This is a genomic window from Rhodanobacter glycinis (genome assembly GCF_900114325.1).
Taxonomy (GTDB): domain Bacteria; phylum Pseudomonadota; class Gammaproteobacteria; order Xanthomonadales; family Rhodanobacteraceae; genus Rhodanobacter_A; species Rhodanobacter_A glycinis.
Genome location: NZ_FOSR01000011.1, coordinates 54055 through 69583, shown reverse-complemented (window position 1 = coordinate 69583; position 15529 = coordinate 54055). Strand labels below are relative to the sequence as shown.

At 65.4% G+C, this 15529-nt stretch carries 16 protein-coding genes; 11 read left to right on the top strand and 5 right to left on the bottom strand.

Annotation, left to right across the window (positions count from 1 at the left end; all coding sequences use genetic code 11):
- Nucleotides 1-9: 9 nt before the first annotated feature.
- Complete coding sequence (gene metG, locus BMY90_RS12565; protein WP_092704402.1) at nucleotides 10-2127, bottom strand: methionine--tRNA ligase; 2118 nt, start codon at nucleotides 2125-2127, stop codon at nucleotides 10-12.
- Between the two features lie 220 nt (nucleotides 2128-2347).
- Between metG and BMY90_RS12560 the strand changes: the two genes are divergently transcribed.
- From BMY90_RS12560 to BMY90_RS12550, 3 genes are read left to right on the top strand one after another with little or no spacing between them, the layout of a single operon-like run.
- The gene (locus BMY90_RS12560) at nucleotides 2348-3490 is read left to right on the top strand and encodes an MFS transporter (RefSeq protein ID WP_008212287.1); all 1143 of its coding nucleotides are present in this window, start codon (nucleotides 2348-2350) and stop codon (nucleotides 3488-3490) included.
- Nucleotides 3487-4116, top strand: coding sequence for an HAD family hydrolase (locus BMY90_RS12555; RefSeq protein WP_092704400.1), 630 nt, complete (start codon nucleotides 3487-3489; stop codon nucleotides 4114-4116). The genes BMY90_RS12560 and BMY90_RS12555 overlap by 4 nt, the downstream gene beginning before the upstream one ends.
- The gene (locus BMY90_RS12550; protein WP_092704398.1) at nucleotides 4109-4906 is read left to right on the top strand and encodes a DeoR/GlpR family DNA-binding transcription regulator; all 798 of its coding nucleotides are present in this window, start codon (nucleotides 4109-4111) and stop codon (nucleotides 4904-4906) included. Before BMY90_RS12555 ends, BMY90_RS12550 begins: the two co-directional genes overlap by 8 nt.
- A 111-nt stretch (nucleotides 4907-5017) precedes the next feature.
- Here BMY90_RS12550 and BMY90_RS12545 read toward each other — a convergent pair whose 3' ends face one another.
- Nucleotides 5018-5482, bottom strand: coding sequence for a DUF2147 domain-containing protein (locus BMY90_RS12545; protein WP_008212281.1), 465 nt, complete (start codon nucleotides 5480-5482; stop codon nucleotides 5018-5020).
- A 177-nt stretch (nucleotides 5483-5659) separates the two neighbouring features.
- On the opposite strand from BMY90_RS12545, the gene apbC reads away from it, so the two are divergent.
- The 4 genes from apbC to BMY90_RS12525 all read left to right on the top strand — a co-directional run bounded on the left by apbC (nucleotide 5660) and on the right by BMY90_RS12525 (nucleotide 8634).
- Nucleotides 5660-6754 (top strand): iron-sulfur cluster carrier protein ApbC, encoded by a 1095-nt coding sequence (gene apbC, locus BMY90_RS12540; protein WP_092704396.1) that lies wholly within the window; start codon nucleotides 5660-5662, stop codon nucleotides 6752-6754.
- Complete coding sequence (locus BMY90_RS12535; RefSeq protein WP_092704394.1) at nucleotides 6751-7296, top strand: NADPH-dependent FMN reductase; 546 nt, start codon at nucleotides 6751-6753, stop codon at nucleotides 7294-7296. Before apbC ends, BMY90_RS12535 begins: the two co-directional genes overlap by 4 nt.
- 170 nt (nucleotides 7297-7466) lie before the next feature.
- Complete coding sequence (dcd, locus tag BMY90_RS12530) at nucleotides 7467-8036, top strand: dCTP deaminase (RefSeq protein WP_092704446.1); 570 nt, start codon at nucleotides 7467-7469, stop codon at nucleotides 8034-8036.
- Between the two features lie 91 nt (nucleotides 8037-8127).
- On the top strand, nucleotides 8128-8634 hold the full coding sequence (locus BMY90_RS12525) for a hypothetical protein (protein WP_008212275.1): 507 nt from the start codon (nucleotides 8128-8130) through the stop codon (nucleotides 8632-8634).
- A gap of 109 nt (nucleotides 8635-8743) precedes the next feature.
- Here the strand turns inward: BMY90_RS12525 and BMY90_RS12520 are convergent, their stop codons facing one another.
- Together BMY90_RS12520 and BMY90_RS12515 are read right to left on the bottom strand one after the other, a co-directional pair.
- Nucleotides 8744-9166, bottom strand: a complete 423-nt coding sequence (locus tag BMY90_RS12520) for an HIT domain-containing protein (protein WP_092704392.1) — start codon at nucleotides 9164-9166, stop codon at nucleotides 8744-8746.
- Nucleotides 9163-9843 (bottom strand): dienelactone hydrolase family protein, encoded by a 681-nt coding sequence (locus BMY90_RS12515; RefSeq protein ID WP_092704390.1) that lies wholly within the window; start codon nucleotides 9841-9843, stop codon nucleotides 9163-9165. Before BMY90_RS12515 ends, BMY90_RS12520 begins: the two co-directional genes overlap by 4 nt.
- 227 nt (nucleotides 9844-10070) lie before the next feature.
- On the opposite strand from BMY90_RS12515, the gene rimO reads away from it, so the two are divergent.
- The 4 genes from rimO (at nucleotide 10071) to BMY90_RS12495 (ending at nucleotide 14937) form a co-directional block, all read left to right on the top strand.
- Nucleotides 10071-11408 (top strand): 30S ribosomal protein S12 methylthiotransferase RimO, encoded by a 1338-nt coding sequence (gene rimO / locus BMY90_RS12510; RefSeq protein ID WP_092704388.1) that lies wholly within the window; start codon nucleotides 10071-10073, stop codon nucleotides 11406-11408.
- A gap of 4 nt (nucleotides 11409-11412) precedes the next feature.
- Nucleotides 11413-12222 carry a DUF3025 domain-containing protein gene (locus tag BMY90_RS12505; protein WP_092704386.1) on the top strand — a complete coding sequence of 270 codons (810 nt, stop codon included), beginning with the start codon at nucleotides 11413-11415 and terminating at the stop codon, nucleotides 12220-12222.
- Nucleotides 12223-12408: 186 nt separating this feature from the next.
- Complete coding sequence (locus BMY90_RS12500) at nucleotides 12409-13551, top strand: M23 family metallopeptidase (RefSeq protein WP_175481568.1); 1143 nt, start codon at nucleotides 12409-12411, stop codon at nucleotides 13549-13551.
- 303 nt (nucleotides 13552-13854) lie between these two features.
- A complete protein-coding gene (locus BMY90_RS12495) occupies nucleotides 13855-14937 on the top strand; it encodes an ADP-ribosylglycohydrolase family protein (RefSeq protein ID WP_092704382.1) in 1083 nt (360 codons plus the stop codon).
- A 6-nt stretch (nucleotides 14938-14943) separates the two neighbouring features.
- On the opposite strand, the gene greB is transcribed toward BMY90_RS12495, so the two are convergent.
- Nucleotides 14944-15447, bottom strand: a complete 504-nt coding sequence (greB, locus tag BMY90_RS12490; protein ID WP_092704380.1) for a transcription elongation factor GreB — start codon at nucleotides 15445-15447, stop codon at nucleotides 14944-14946.
- Nucleotides 15448-15529: the final 82 nt, after the last annotated feature.

Here is a 15529-nt window from a genome sequence, read left to right as displayed (position 1 = left end):
CACGGATATTCAGCGAACGGTGGCGCCCGGCGTTGCACCCTGGTCGGCGTCGAGCAGGAACAGGTCGCTGCCACCGGTGCCGGCGGACAGGATCATGCCTTCGGACAGACCGAAGCGCATCTTGCGCGGGGCCAGGTTGGCAATGAACACCACGTTGCGGCCCACCAGCTTCGCAGGTTCCTCGTAGGCGGCACGGATGCCGGAGAAGATCTGGCGCGTGCCCAGTGCACCGGCATCCAGCTCGAAGCGCAGCAGCTTGTCCGAGCCTTCCACGAATTCGCAGACGCTGACCTTGCCGATGCGCAGATCGAGCTTGGCGAAGTCGTCGATGCCGATGGTGGCAGGTGCGTCGGCCGGTGCGGTGACAGTGGCGGGCTTGGCGGTGTCGTTCATGGCTTTCTTCTTGGCAGGTGCGGGTGCGGCAGCGGGCGCGCCGAGCGATTCTTTCGAGGCTTCGACCATCGCCTCGATGCGCTTGGGATCGATGCGACCGAGCAGTGGCTCGAACGCGTTGACGGCATGGCCGAACAGTTCGCGGCGGGCATCGGCGAAATCGGCGATCGGTGCGGCCAGGAAGTGTTCGGCGGCGGCGACGGTAGCGGGCAGCACTGGCTTGAGCAGGCCGGCAAGCAGACGGAAGCCGTGCAGCGCCAGCGTGCAGACTTGCTGCAATTCGGTGCGGCGCGCTTCGTCCTTGGCCATCAGCCACGGGGCCTTGGCGGCGATGTAGCCGTTGACCAGGTCGGCGATGGCGACGAAGCGACGCGTGGTTTCGGCAAATTCACCCTCGGCATACAGCTGCTCGATGCCGTCGTAATTCGTGAGCAACTGCTGCCACAACGCAGCCTCTTCGGCCTCGAAATGGTCGGCCAGCTTGCCGTCGAAGAATTTCTGCACGAAGCCGGCCGTGCGGCTGGCGATGTTCACCCACTTGCCGATCAGGTGCGAGTTGACGCGTTCCTCGAAGGCCTTCAGATCAAGGTCCACATCCACCGGCGCATCGTTGAGCATGGTGGCGAAGTAGTAGCGCAGGAATTCCGGATGGATGCCGGCGTCGAGATAGGTGCGCGCCTGGATGAAGGTGCCGCGCGACTTGGACATCTTTGCGCCGTTCACCGTCAGGTAGCCGTTGACGTGCAAGGCTGTGGGCGTGCGGAACTGCGCGCCGTGCAACATCGCCGGCCAGAACAGACCGTGGAAGTTGATGATGTCCTTGCCGATGAAGTGGTGCAGCTCGGCCGTGCTGTCGGCGCCCAGGAAATCGTCGAAGTTCAGACCGGTCTTGTCGCACAGCGCCTTGAAGCTGGCCAGGTAGCCGACCGGCGCGTCCAGCCAGACGTAGAAGAACTTGCCCGGCGCGTCGGGGATGGGGAAGCCGAAGTAGGGCGCGTCGCGCGAGATGTCCCAGTCCTTCAGGCCGCCGTCCAGCCATTCGGCCAGCTTTGCCACCACGCCGCTGTTGGCCACCGGCTTGCCGCCAGTGAGCTTGCCGCCGAACCAGTCGCGCAGCAGCGATTCGAATTTGCCCAGCTCGAAGAAGTAGTGCTCCGAGTCGCGCAGCACAGGCGTGGCGCCGGACACCACCGAATACGGGTTGATCAGGTCGGTGGGCGCATAGGTGGCGCCGCAGTTCTCGCAGTTGTCGCCGTACTGGTCCGCGGTGCCGCACTTCGGGCAGGTGCCCTTGATGTAGCGGTCCGGCAGGAACATCTGTTTTTCCGGATCGAACAACTGCTGGATGCTGCGTTTGGCGATATAACTTTGGTTTTCCGCGCTGCCGCGCTGGGCACCATCGCGCAGACGCGTGTAGATCAGCGTCGCCAGCTCGCGGTTCTCGTCCGAGTGGGTGGTGTGGTAGTGGTCGAACGCCACGCCGAAGGCGGCGAAGTCGGCCTCGTGGCCTTCGCGGATGCCGGCGATAAAAGCCTCGGGCGTCATGCCGGCTTTTTCGGCGGCGAGCATGATCGGCGTACCGTGCGCGTCGTCGGCGCAGACGTAGACCACCTCGTGACCGCTCATTCGTTGCGCGCGCACCCAGATGTCGGCCTGGATGTAGCCCAGCAGATGACCCATGTGCAGCGGGCCATTGGCATAGGGCAGGGCGTTGGTAACGAGTAAGCGGCTCATGGTTCGCGGTCTTCAATGATGACTGCGCATTATGACATGGCCGTCCATCGGCTTCGCCGGGCAGGCAGGAATTCGGGGGCTGCGTCGCCAGGACGACGGGATCGGGTTCACGCCGGACACGGTGCCTGAGCGGGTGGATCTGTTGCATGTTTTTGCACGTTTGTATACATTTTATCGCGGTGATTCCGTGGAGTCGGCCGTGCCTTCAAGCAACGTTGCGATGGCGGTGGGAGAGGGGCGACGCCTCGCGCCGGCGATACGTGCCACGCGCCTGATATTTCTTGCCGCGGGCATCGGCGTGTCGGCGTGGGCGCCGATGGTGCCTTACGTCAAGACTCGACTGGGGCTGGATGACGCCACGCTGGGCCTGGTGTTGCTGGCCTTCGGCGGCGGTTCGATGGTCTCGATGCCGCTGGTGGGCTTTCTTACCCACCATTTCGGCAGTCGCAAGGTGATCGTGGTCGGCGGCTTGCTGACCTGTGTGGCGTTGCCGTTGCTGACGCTGGCGCCGCATGCGCTGGCGTTGGCGCTGGCGCTGCTTTATTTCGGTGCGGCGCTGGGCGCGGTGGACGTGGCGATGAACGCGCACGCGGTAGAGGTGGAGCGCCGCGCGGCGCGCCCGCTGATGTCCGGGTTCCACGGCTTGTTCAGTATCGGCGGGCTGGGCGGTGCAGCGGGCATGAGCCTGTTGCTGGCGCTGGGCGCCTCGATGACGATGGCCGCCACGATCGTTTCCCTGTTGCTGCTTGCGGTGGTGCTGACGCAATGGTCCAGCCTGCTCGACGAGGTGGCCGGCGCGGCGCACCGGCCGGCTTTCAGCATGCCGCGCGGCGCGGTATTCCTGCTCGGTTTTCTGTGCTTCATCAGCTTCCTTGCCGAGGGCTCGATGCTGGACTGGAGTGCGGTGCTGCTGCGTGATTCGCGTGGTTTTTCCGAGGCCTCGGCCGGCATCGGCTATGCGATGTTCTCGGTGGCGATGGCGCTGGGTCGCCTCAGTGGCGATCGTGCCGTGGCGCGCTTTGGCCCGGTCCTTACCGTGCGCTTCGGTGCGTGTGCCGCGGCGGCGGGCTTCCTGATGGCCACGCTGCTGGCGTGGCCATGGGCGTCGCTGGCGGGTTTCGTGCTGGTGGGGCTGGGCGCGGCGAATATCGTGCCGGTGATGTTCGGCGCCGCCGGACGGCTGCCAGGGACTTCTCCCGGCATCGCCATCGCTACCGTGACGACGTTGGGCTACGCCGGTTTGCTTTGCGGCCCGGCGCTGGTCGGCTTCGTGGCGCATGTCAGCAGCCTGCCGTTGGCACTGGCGGCGGTGGGCGCCATGTTGCTGCTGACCGCAGCCTCGGCCCGGGTGGTGAAGTCATGAATGCGACGCGTTTCGATACCGTGGTGTTCGATCTCGGCGGCGTGCTGGTCGACTGGAATCCGCGCTACCTATATCGCCAGTTGTTCGACGACGAAGCGGCGATGGAGCGCTTCCTGGCCGACGTCTGTACATCGCGCTGGAACGAGCGGCAGGACGAGGGTCGTTCGTGGGCCGAGGCGATCGCCGAGCTCAGTACCGCCTATCCGCAACATGCCGCATTGATCGCGGCCTACCGCGAACGCTGGTACGACATGCTGAGCGGTCCGATCGCGCCGAGCGTGGCGATCCTCGACGAATTGCGCGAGCGCGGCGTGCCGCTCTACGCGCTGACCAACTGGTCGCAGGAAACGTTTCCGATGGCACGCCAGCGCTTCACGTTCATGGAGGCCTTCATCGACATCATGGTGTCGGGCGAGGAGCGGCTGATCAAACCCGACCCGGTCATTTTCCGGCGCATGTTGCAGCGTTTCGAACTTGATGCCAGGCGCACGATCTACATCGACGACGCGCCGCGCAACGTCGAGGCGGCGGCGCGGCTGGGCATGCATGCGCTGCAGTTTCGCGATGCCGCCACCTTGCGCGAAGAACTGTGCCGCGCCGGCATGCTGGATTCCGCCGATGGCTAGGCCTGCACCCGGCATCGAGATGTTGCCGCAGGAGCGCCAGCAACGCATCCTGCAGCGCTTGCGCAGCCATGGGCGCGTGCTGGCGGCCGAGCTGGCGGCGGAGTTCGGCGCATCGGAGGATTCGATCCGCCGTGACTTGCGCGAACTGGCCGCCAAGGGGCTGTGCAAGCGTGTCTATGGCGGCGCGTTGCCATTGCTGGCGCCGTTGGCGCCGTTGAAACAGCGGCATGCCGAACATGCCGGCCGCAAGCTGGCGCTGGCGCGCAAGGCGGTGGAACTGGTGCGCGAGGGCCAGGTGCTGCTGATCGATGCCGGTTCCACCAATGCCGCGATTGCCGCCGCGCTGCCCGAGCGGATGCGGCTGACCGTGGTCACCAATGCGCCGGACATCGCACTGGCGCTGTACGACCGCGAGGGTTTCGAGATCCTGCTGCTGGGTGGTCGCATCCATCCGCACGTCGGTGGCGCGGTCGGCGGACAGACCTTGCGCGAGCTGCAACGCATCCGTGCCGACCTGTGCTTTCCGGGCGCGTGTGCGATCGAGGCGGAAACCGGCTTGTGGGGATTCGACAGCGAGGAATCGCTGTTCAAGCGGGCGATGGTCGAGGCCAGCGGCGAAACCGTGGTGGTGGCTACCGACGACAAGCTGGGCACCCAGGCCACCCATCAGATTGTCAGCATGACCGATGTACAGCACCTGGTGGTGGAGCATGATGCGGGCCGCGCCGTGCGTGCAGCCTTCGTGGCGAAGGGCGCCAGCGTGCATCGCGCGGGCGTGGTGCGCGCCTGAGCCGGGTTTCGCCGGGGCTGGCGCTGCCGCTGTCAACCGGACATGTCATTCCCGAAACGACGATGCCCGGGCTGGAACCAACCCGGGCATCGTGCATGCAAAGCTTTCGGATCAGTCCTGGCGGGTCCAGGTCTGGCTGCGGCCGAACAGCGAGAAGCCGATGTAACCGTGCACGTCGAGCTTCTGGCCGCCGTCCTCAAGGGTCAGCTTCACCTTGTAGGTCTTGCCGCTCTTGGGGTCGAGGATGTGGCCGCCGTCCCACACGTCGCCATCCTTGCTGACACCCCACATGATGGTCATGCCTTCGATGGGCTGGTTGTGGCGGTCACCGTCGCACTTGGTGCAGCGGGGGTGTTCGCCGTCGCGCGCGATCTGCTCGGGCGTCATGTTCAGCACCTTGAGTACCTTGGCCTCGAGCTGGCCCTGGTTGTCGGTGATCTGCAGGATCGAGGTGACTTTTCCGGAAACGTCGTCCACCTGTTTCCAGGTGCCGACCGGGGTGTCGCTGGCGGCAAAGGCGCTGCCGGCGGCAAGCAACAGGCTGGTAGCGATCGCGAATCGGAACATCGGCTTCATGGTGGGGGTCCTCCTCCCGTACGAAAGCGTATGGTTCGAGCCTGCCGGGACCTTGCGAGGCCGTCAAGCTGCAATGCGCCATCGAGTCATTTGGCCGGCTGACCTGCATCAGGACGGGGTGGTGGGGCGGGCTGGCATAATGCGCGGATTCCCCATGGTTCAAGGTTTGCAAGCACGATGACGCAGGTAGACGAAGCGCGGGTTCGCCGCGTGCTGGAAGGGCTGGCCGATCCACACACTGGCGCCCCGCTGGCCGAATCCGTGCGTGCGGTGGGCGTGGACGGCGCGAAGGTCTCGGTCGACCTGCTGCTGGGCTATCCCGCCGCGGGCGCGGTCGACGCGCTTGCCGCGCAAGCGAAGCAGGCGCTGGAAGCCGATCCGGCGATCGAGTCGGCTGTGGTGTCGATCACCAGCCGCGTCCACGTACACAAGGTGCAGGGCACGCTGGGGCCGTTGCCGAACGTGAAGAACATCATCGCGGTGGCCTCGGGCAAGGGCGGCGTGGGCAAGTCCACGGTAGCGGTCAATCTGGCGCTGGCTCTGCAGGCCGAAGGCGCCAGGGTCGGCGTGCTCGATGCGGACATCTACGGACCCAGCCAGCCGCGCATGCTCGGCATCAGCGGCAAGCCGGAATCGCCCGACGGCAAGAGCATCACGCCGATGCAGGCACATGGGCTGCAGGCGATGTCGATCGGCTTCCTGGTCGACGAGGAAACACCGATGATCTGGCGCGGCCCGATGGTCACCCAGGCCATGATGCAACTGCTGACCGACTCGCGCTGGGACATGCTCGATTACCTGGTGATCGACCTGCCGCCAGGCACCGGCGACATCCAGCTCACGCTGTCGCAGAAGGTGCCGGTGGCCGGTGCGGTGATCGTCACCACGCCGCAGGACATCGCCCTGCTGGACGCGCGCAAGGCGCTGAAGATGTTCGAGAAGGTCGAAGTCCCGGTGCTCGGCATCGTGGAAAACATGGCCACCCACATCTGTTCGAACTGCGGCCACGAGGAACACATCTTCGGCGAGGGCGGTGGTCTGCGCATGGCCGAGCAATACGGCGTGGCCTATCTGGGCTCGCTGCCGCTGGACATCCGCATCCGCGAGCAGGCCGATGGCGGTACCCCGACCGTGGTGGCGATGCCGGATTCCGAGCTGGCCGCGCGCTATCGGAATATCGCCCGCAATACCGCGGGACGCCTGTCGCGCCAGCCACGCAACAAGTCGCTGGGGCTGGGCAAGATCGTGGTGCAGGGCACTCCAGCCGGATGACGACGGCGACCCGGCGCGTGCTGTGCCTGTGCGGCAGTCTGCGTCGGGTTTCGTCCAATCGCGCGGCACTGGAGGCGGCGCGGCAGTTGGCGCCGCCATCGCTGGAACTGTTGCCGTACGACGGCCTTGCCGCGTTGCCGCTGTTCAACCCCGACGACGAACGCGACCCGTTGCCAACCGCCGTGTTGGTACTGCGCGAGGTGGTGGGCCGGGCCGATGCGCTGCTGGTCGCCTGCCCCGAATACGCGCACGGCGTGCCCGGCGCCTTCAAGAACCTGCTGGACTGGCTGGTCGGCAGCCTGGAGTTTCCCGGCAAGCCGGTGCTGCTGCTGAACACGTCGGCGCGCGGCTCGACGCACGCGCAGGAGGCGCTGGCCGAGATTCTGCGCACCATGTCCGCCTGCTTGCTGGCCCCGGCACCCGTGCCCGTGGCGTTGCCCGGGGCCGGCTGCACGGCAGATCAGGTATTGGCCAGCACGGACCGCTGCGCGGAATTGCAGGCCGCGCTGGATGTCCTGGCCGGCATTCCGCCCGAACGGTAGGAACCCGCTCGCGGGCGATGCACTATCTTGCGGAAATCGAAAAAGCATCGCCGTGAGCGGGCTCCTGCGGGCGAGCGTGGCTCCTCGGCTGGCGTGGGGATGCCCCGACCATGTATTTTTGCTGCTTTGCGGCCGGCCTGTCCGGCGCACCGCTACCGACCGGAGTCCGCGTGAGCATCAAGTCCGACAAGTGGATTCGCCGCATGGCCGAGGGCCGCGGCATGATCGAGCCGTTCGAGCCGGGCCAGATGAAGCGTCGCGATGACGGCAGTCGTGCCGTGTCCTGGGGCACGTCCAGCTATGGTTACGACGTGCGCTGTGCGCGCGAATTCAAGATTTTCACCAACATCAACTCCACCATTGTCGACCCGAAGGCGTTCGATCCGAACAGCTTCGTGGACGTGGAGTCGGACGTGTGCATCATCCCGCCCAACTCGTTCGCGCTGGCGCGTACGGTGGAGTATTTTCGCATCCCGCGCGACGTGCTGGTGGTGTGCCTGGGCAAAAGCACCTATGCGCGCTGCGGCATCATCGTCAATGTGACCCCGCTGGAGCCGGAGTGGGAAGGCCACGTGACGCTGGAGTTCTCCAACACCACGCCGCTGCCGGCCAAGATCTACGCCAACGAAGGCGTGGCGCAGATGCTGTTCTTCGAATCCGACGAGCCGTGCGAAACCAGTTACAAGGATCGCGCCGGCAAATACCAGGGCCAGCAGGGCGTCACCCTGCCGCGTACCTGAACGATTGTTGGCAGGCGTCGCCGTGACGTCCGCCACCCCACTGGCCCGGCGCTACACTCCGTCGGGCCATCGCTAGATGCAGGAGACCCGCATGACCCGTTTTTCCACGCTGCTGAGCCGCGCCACCGCTGCGCTGATGTTGGGCAGCCTGCTGGTTCTGGCCGGTTGCCATCGTGGCAGCACCAAGAGCCCGGCCGACATGGCGAAGGTCGAAAAGAAGTTCGATGTCACCGTGGAGGCCTACAAGAGCGGCCAGTTCATGCTGGATGGCGCGGTGCTCTCCTCGATCGACCTGGGCAGCCATTTCGCCTACGAGAAGGACATCGGCAAACTGCCGAAGACCGTGTTGCTGGTGCGCAGTGATGACTCGAAGATTCGCAAGCAGCACCTGCAGTACATGGCCCGCATGGTGCTCGACTACGGCTTTGCCGTGTACTACGACGACGGCGGTACGCTGAAGAAGATCAATCCGGTCGAGACCAAGGCGCGCGCGCTGCAGGAATACCATGCGCCGGTGAAGCAGGATGATGGCCAGAAGTGCAAGAGCGCGGCAGGTTGCGACAGCGTGGAGCAGGCCGGCCAGCGCGGCGGCTATTGAGGCCATGACCCGGTTCTGGCGCCTGGGCTGACGGCCCGGCGTCAACCGGGCGGAACAAGCAAACGCCTGCATGGTTCATGCAGGCGTTTTTCATGTGCAGTGGCGTGATTCAGTGCGTGGCCGTCAGCGCGGCACGCAGGTTTTCGATGCGGCCACGGCGCTCGGCGTCGTCATAAGGCAGCGCGTGCCCGCTGCCCCACACCGGCCCGGGCCATGCCGCATCGCCATCGCATCGGGCGACGACATGCACATGCAACTGCCGCACGATATTGCCCAATGCACCGATGTTGAGCTTGTCGCATCGGGCCGTGGCACGCAGTGCCGCACCGGCCTTGTTCACTTCCTGCCACAAGCGGGCCTGGTCCGCTTCGGACAGATCGGCAATTTCCGACTTGCCAGCCTGGCGCGGCACCAGGATCAGCCATGGAAAGCGCGCGTCGTTCATCAACAATACGTTGCACAAGGGCAGCGAGATCACCGGACGGGTGTCGCCCTGCAGGCGCGGGTCGAGGGTGAAGGCGGTCTCGCTCATGCGTTGGCCAGGTGCTTGTCGAGGAAACCCAGCGTGCGCTCCCAGGCCAGCTTGGCACTGGCCTCGTGATAGTGCTTGTCGCCCGGCACATTGCGGTTGAAGGCGTGGCCGGCACCGGGATAGGTGAAGATTTCCGCCGACTCGGGCAGCAGTTCGCGATGTTTGGCCACGGCCTCAGGTGGAATCGACTGGTCGTTCTCGCCGAAGTGGAACATCACGGGCGCCTTCGGATTCTTGCCCAGCAGCGACAGGTTGCGGGCGCCGTAATAGCTCACCGACGGCAGGCCGAGTTTCATCGCGGCCAGCAACGCCACCGTGCCGCCCCAGCAAAAGCCCACCGTGCCGATCTTGCCGGACGAGGCGATGGCTTCGGCCGCACTGGCCACGTCCTCCAATGGGTGATCCAGCCCCAGCTCGGCTACCAGGCCCTTGCCGCGCGCCGTGCCGACTTCGTCATAGTCCAGTTCCAGCCACGCTTCCAGATGATCGAAGAAGGCCGGCGCGATCGTCGTATAGCCGGCGGCGGCAAGGCGATCGGCCACGTCGCGGATATGTTGGGTGACGCCGTAGATTTCCTGGATCAGCACCACGCCGCCTTTCGGCTGGCCCTCGGCTTGCGCCAGATAACCGCCGATGCACCGGGTGCGAGAGGTCGGAATGTTGATGTGCTGGCCCATGGCGATGCTCCTGTGGGGGTAGGGTGATTCTAGGAGCGTGGGCGGCAGAAATGGACCGAAGGTCGATTTTTTTCAGGCCAGACGATGGGCTCCCGGGCAGTGGGGCACGGCGAATGGCGCAGGCGATTGCCCGTGAAATCATCGGGTTTCGGCGATGGAGCCGGCCCCGCAGACGTCGATTCCGTATAATTGCCTGTTCCCACTCGTTTTCACGGTAAAGCCCGCCCATGTCCCAGGCTTCGCAGAAGATCGGTTTCGTCAGCCTTGGCTGCCCCAAGGCTCTGGTGGATTCCGAGCGCATCCTCACCCAGCTCAAGGTCGAGGGCTACCAGATCGTGCCGAGCTACAACGAGGCCGACGCGGTGGTGGTGAACACCTGCGGTTTCATCGACGCAGCGGTGCAGGAGTCGCTGGATTCGATCGGCACCGCACTCAACGAGAACGGCAAGGTGATCGTCACCGGTTGCCTGGGCAAGCGCGCGGACCTGATTCGCGAAGCCTATCCCGACGTGCTGTCGATCAGTGGGCCGCAGGATTACGCCAGCGTGATGCACGCGGTACACGACGTGCTGCCGCCGAAGCGCAACAAGTTCCTGGACATCGTGCCGGACACGGGCGTCAAGCTCACCCCGAAGCACTACGCCTACCTGAAGATTTCCGAAGGCTGCAATCACCGCTGCAGTTTCTGCATCATCCCGTCGATGCGCGGCAACCTGGTCTCGCGCCCGGTCGACGAGGTGCTGGTCGAGGCCGAAAAGCTGGTCAAGGGCGGTGTGAAGGAACTGCTGGTGATCTCGCAGGACACCAGCGCCTACGGTGTCGACGTGAAATACGCCGAGCACGAATGGCACGGCAAGTCGTACCGCACGCGCATGACCGAACTGTGCGAAGGCTTGTCGGAGCTGGGCGTGTGGGTGCGCCTGCACTACGTCTACCCGTACCCGCACGTGGACGAACTGATGCCGCTGATGGCCGCCGGCAAGATCCTGCCGTACCTGGACATCCCGTTCCAGCACGCCAGCCCGCGCATCCTGAAACTGATGAAACGCCCCGGCAACATCGACAAGACGCTGGAGCGCATCCGCAACTGGCGCAAGCAGGTTCCGAACCTCACCATCCGCAGCACCTTCATCGTCGGCTTCCCTGGCGAGACCGACGCCGAATTCGAGGAACTGCTCGACTTCCTGCGCGAAGCCGAACTCGATCGCGTGGGCGCGTTCGCCTACTCGCCGGTGGACGGCGCCAAGGCCAACGAACTGCCCGGTGCGGTTTCCGAGGAGCTTAAGGAAGATCGCCTCGAACGCTTCATGGAAGTGCAGGCGGAAATCTCCGCGGCGAAACTGCAGCGCAAGATCGGCAGCACGATGACCGTACTGGTTGATGAGGCGAATGCCGATGGCGCGGTTGCGCGTTCGGCTGCCGACGCACCCGAGATCGATGGCAACGTGCTGATCGCGGACGGCCACGCGCTGAAGCCCGGTCAGTTCGTCGACGTGGTGATCGAAGCGGCCAGCGAACACGACCTGCACGCGCGACTGGCCCATCCCAAGCTCAAGATCGTGTAAGACCGTGCGCTATGTCGCGCCGGCCCGTGGCACGGTCGACCCGCAGGTGTTCGACCGGCTGCCGCTGGCGGCATGGCGGGACCATGCCGGTCTGTTGCAAGGGCAGGCGTGGCCCACGATCGAAGCGCTCAACGCGTTGTGGCCGGCCACGACGTCTACTCGCTTCGCGGCACAGGATGCTGATCTGCTCGCCGATGGCCTGCATTACGAGCAGCGCATCGCCGAGCACGGCCGGATCGCCACCCGCAAGGACAACTGGCACGACCTGCTCAACGCGCTGGTGTGGCTGCGATATCCGGCGCTGAAGCAGGCATTGAATCTGCGCCAGATGGCCGAGATCGTGCGCATGGGGCCAAAGCAGCGCTCGCGCGCCCAATACGCGATGACCCACTTCGACGAAGGCGGCGTCATCGTGGTCGTGCGCGATCCGGCACTGCTGCGCTTGTGGGACGCTCACGACTGGTACGCCTTGTTCTGGCAGCATCGGCAGGCGTGGCTGGATGGCTCGATCCGCTGCGAGCTGTTCGGGCATGCACTGCTGGAACTTGCGTTGAATCCGGACAAGCTGCTGGTAGGGAAAGCCGTGACGTTCCTGTCCACCGGCGACGCGGACATCCGGCACGCCGACATGCACTGCGCCGGGCTGATCGCCACCGGCGCGCTGCTGCACGACCCGCTGGAACTGCGCCCGCTTCCGCTGTCCGGTATCCCCGGCTGGCATCCCGCGAATGCCGACGAAGCCTTCCATCGCAGCACCATCTGCTATCAGCCGAAGCGTGCCGGGAGACGCTATCCGCCCGCGTCGGTGCTGTGACCGAAGCAATGACGCGGGCGATTTCTCCCGTTTGATGTCCTGGTGCGAGGCATGGCGGCCCACGGAATACCCGGAGGAGATGACTGGTGGCAGGTATGCCGGAGATGTTTTCGCGCGATAGTGGAAACGCCTCGCCGCCGGTGTGGATCAACCTGCCGGCGCGTGTCCCCAACTGGAGATGCAACGATGATCCGGTTTCTCCTGGTGATGCTGCTGGTGTGCTTGTGGACACCTGCCAGCGCCTCGACACCGCGCCAATCGTTCGACCTGCAGGTGCCTTGGGCACCGATGGCGGTGATGGTCGATGGGCACCGACAACTGGTCTACGAACTGCACGTGACGAACTATGCCGGCGTCAGCCTGCTGCCGTCGGCACTGGACGTGCTGGATGCGGATGCGACGGAAAAGCCGCTGGCTTCCTGGGCCGGCCCCGCGCTGGTGGCCCGCATGGCGATCGCCGGTACCGACAAGTCGCCGGGTGCCGAAGGCCTGGCGGCCGGCATGCAGGCGGTGATCTACGTGGAGGTGGTGCTGCCCGCTGATGCGCGGGTGCCGCGTAGGCTGATCCACCGATTGGCGTATCGGACCATCTCGCACGAGGGGGAACCTGGCGAGGTCACGGGTGGCGCGTTTGCGGTCGATCGGCGCGCGCCGGTGAGCCTTGCACCGCCTCTGCGCGGCGGGCCGTGGGTCGCCATCTACGACGCGTCCGTGCCACGTGGACATCGCCGGGTGATGTTCGCGCTGGATGGGCGGGCGCGAATCCCCGCGCGTTTCGCGATCGACTGGTTCAAGTTGGACAGGCGTGGGCATCACGCGCGCTCCAACGCGCAGGTGGCAAGGAATTGGCTCGGTTATGGCGAGGACGTGCTGGCGGTGGCCGATGCCACGGTGGTCGCCACGCGCAATGACTACCCCGAGAGCAAAACGCTGAAGAACCCGCGGCATCCGCTGGGCGAGGGCAGTGGCAATTTCGTGTCGCTCGCGCTGGGTGGTGGCCGCTACGCGCATTACGAGCACCTGCAACCGGGCAGCATTCGCGTGCATGTCGGCGAGCACGTGCGTCGCGGCGAGGTCATCGGCGCGCTCGGTTTCAGCGGTGACTCGACCGGGCCCCATCTTCACTTTCACGTCAGTGACGGCGCTGCTCCGCTGGCTGGCGAAGGGCTGCCATTCGTCATCGCCAGCTATGAAACGCTTGGCGATTACCCGGATCTGGATGATTTCGACGCAGGCAAGACGTGGCGCGCCTTGCCCGCGCAAACCGAGCATGGTCGAGATGGGGAAATGCCCGCACCAGGCGCCGTCGTGGATTTTCCGGAATCTTAGACGAGTGATGCCCGGCTGATCGATCAGTCGTAGTCCACCGCAAAACAGGGCCAGGTTCACTTGCATCCGTTTGATCGTGCCGGGAATGAACCTGCCCCGTTCCTGGGTGCCCGCGCTTGAGCATTCCACGGATGAACATATCGGGCGCGCTTCGCAAGCGGGCTGCGGGGAAGACGGCTGACGCGACATCGTGCGTGGACGAGTTGCTCCCATCGGTGGTGACGTCGCCGGCCAGCTGCTTTTCGAGGTGCTCACATGACCGGCGTTACGATGGCCCGGCTTCGTCATTGCAGGTAAACCCGCATGTCACACGCTTCGTCATCCGTTTCAAGGAAAAACCGCATCCAGGGCGCCCTGATGGGTGCCTTCATCGGCGACGCATTGGCGCTTGGTCCGCACTGGTACTACGACCTGGACGCGCTGCGTCGCGACTACGGCGAGTGGATCACTGACTACACGGCGCCAAAGCCTGGGCGCTACCACGAGGGTTTGCCCGCAGGCGCATCGTCGCAGGCGGGCTTCATCCTCGCGCTGACAACACGCTCGCTGGTGGAGCGCGGTGGTTACGACGAGGCTGATTTCTGCGCGCGGATGGATCAGGAACTGTTTCCGCTGCTGGACGGCACGCCGATGGCGGGGCCGGGTGGCTACACCAGCCAGTCGATTCGTGAGGCGTGGGGCAAGCGCCGGGCGGGCTTGCCCTGGGGGCAGGTGGCGGGACTGGCGGACAACACCGAGGCAGCGGAGCGGGTGTTGGCGATTGCGCTGCGTCATGCCGGCGACCCGGCACAGCTGGCACGTCACGTGAGTGCCAACGTGGCGTTGACCCAGCGCGACCCCACGGTGGGCGCGATGACGCTGGCTTTCGCCGCCGTGCTGGGACAGCTGGTGAATGGGGTGGCGCTGGATGCGGACCTGTCCGGCCGCTTGATGGGCATGGTGAAGTCCGGCGAGCTGCCGTTCCACGCCGTGACCAGCGGAGAGTTGGACGTGCCGCAAGGTGCGGAGACGCCGCTCAAGGCGGGACAGTTCGCTTCGCCTGATGCCTTGCTCACGGTCTCCTCGATCGCCCGTGCTGCGCACGATCCGTGTGTTTCCATCGAGCCGGCGTCGAAGGTTAGCCTGGTCTATGGCCTGCCGTGCGCGGTGTATCACCAGTTTCCCGCGGCCTATTACCTCGCGGCGCGCTTCCAGGGCGATGTGGAGCAGGGCGTGCTCCACGCGGTGAACGCAGGCGGGCAGAATCAGGCGCGCGCCATGCTCACCGGTGCGCTGTGCGGTGCCATCGGCGGGCTGGAGGCGATCCCTGCGCGTTTCATCGCGGGACTGCAGCAAGGTGAGGAATACCTGGCGCTGGCGGAGGCGTTGGCGGAACAGGCCGGGTAAAGACGATTACGCCGCGTAGCGCACATCCACGATCAGGAAGTGCGTGCGCCCGCCAGGCAGTTCGGCTTCGAACTCGTCGTCGACGCGCTTCTTCAGCACCGCGCGGGCCAGCGGCGAGTCGATGCTGATCCAGCCCAGCTTGGCGTCGGTCTCGTCGGGACCGACGATGCGGTAGCGGACTTCCTCGCCGCTGGCGAGGTTTTCCAGCGTGATGGCAGCGCCGAAAAATACCGCGTCGCGGTCGGCCGGTGCGCCCTCGGCCACCTTCAGTGCGGGGATGCGCTTGCTGAGGTAGCGTGCGCGACGATCGATCTCGCCGAGCTGCTTCTTGCGGTAGGTGTATTCGGCGTTTTCCGAGCGGTCGCCTTCGGCGGCGGCGGCGGCAAGTGCCTTCACCACCTCTGGGCGCAACACGTGCCAGAGATGGTCGAGCTCGGCCTTCAGCCGCTCGAAACCCTCGCGGGTGATGATCGCGGTGGAACCGGGAGAAGGTGGGCGCCAGCGACTCATGCCTGTCCTTCGGCGGGAGCTTGCCCACGATCTTTCGGACCCTGCACGGGGTGATGTAGGAGCGCACCTTGTGCGCGAAAAG